The organism is Phyllobacterium sp. P5_D12 (assembly GCF_054049495.1).
In genome coordinates this window covers 1-1281 of sequence record NZ_JBFUMG010000882.1, presented here as the reverse complement: position 1 = coordinate 1281, position 1281 = coordinate 1, and the positions used below count along the sequence as shown (strand labels likewise).

Annotated in this window: 1 protein-coding gene and 1 pseudogene; both read left to right on the top strand. The window is 57.4% G+C overall.

The genetic code is table 11. From position 1 onward, the window contains the following. Positions 1 to 775 (top strand): siderophore-interacting protein (locus ACXJ5O_RS27300; protein WP_457302644.1); only part of this gene is annotated, 775 nt, incomplete at its 5' end. Positions 776 to 793: 18 nt separating this feature from the next. Then, a pseudogene (locus ACXJ5O_RS27295) lies at positions 794 to 1281 on the top strand (AraC family transcriptional regulator); the annotation flags it as partial.

The following is a 1281-nucleotide window of genomic DNA, read 5'->3' as shown; positions in this document are numbered from 1 at the left end:
GCGCTTTGTCAGCGCCAGGAATATATCGCCGCATATGCGGCGTGTGACACTTCAGGGAGAGAGGCTGGCGCGTTTTGCACGTGGAGGACTTCATGTCCATTTGCTGTTTCCGCCGAGAGGCGAAGATCGGCCACAATGGCCAGTGACTGGGGAAGACGGACGCCCGGTCTGGCCTGAGGGCGAGCACAAGCTGGTCTCCCGCATCTACACGATCCGCAACATTGACGCGGACGCAGGCAAGGTGGATATCGACATCGTCATTCACGAGGGGGATGCAACGCCGGGTTCAGACTGGGCCCTGAATGCCCGCCAAGGCGATCTGGTGGGTATGACAGGACCGGGTGGCGGCGACGTGCCTGAGGCCCACTGGTATCTTCTGGCCGGAGATGAAACTGCGCTTCCGGCAATCGGCCGCATCCTGGCGCGGCTTCCGTCGCGTGCAACGGCGGTCGTCCGTATCGAAGTGGACAATCCGCTCGAAGAGCAGCTTCTACCATCTGTTGCCAATGTTGATCTTGTCTGGCTGCATCGCAATGGCCGTAAAGCAGGAACGACAACGCTATTGCAGGATGCTGTCAAAGCGGTGCCATTCCCGATCGCAGGGAAACGTGTGTTTGCCTGGGCTGGCTGCGAATTCGCCGCGTTCAAGGCTATTCGCAGCTATTTGCGGCATGAGCGGAAGCTTGAAAAGGAAAAACACCTGGTTGTGGCGTATTGGCGCCGCGGGTTTGACGGCGATAATGCCCGAAAACAGGAAGAGAAAACGGCTGGATAGCAGCACAAGAGGCAAGGGATGACATTTCATCCACGGATGAAGAGCCGGGTTGAAGGGGTCTCCGTTATCGGCGATCTGCGCTGGCGCTCGTGGCAGGGAGTTGTCGCCGATGTCTGGTCGGTCAATTGCGCGCCGGATGCAGCTGGTGAATATGTGTCCGAGGATCCGCGTCTGTTCGTGACGCTCGACAAGTCAGGCGATGGCAGCTTCGGCGTAGGGCTCAACGCCCATGCAAAGGGTGTTATCCGAAGCAGCGTGCCTTACCCAATGAGCTATATTCCTGCCGGCTTGCCTGTATGGGGGCGGGTTCATGACATCCAGTATCTGCGTCATCTCGATATGCACTTTGACATCACCAGTTTCGAACGCCGCTTCACCGATGATCATATCGGTGAAAGATTGAAGCTACCCCGTCTGATGTTTTTCGACGAGCGTGTGGCAAAGCTCGCCAACTTGATTGCCGATGAATGTCTTAACGATGAACCGCTGCACGAACTCTATGGCGA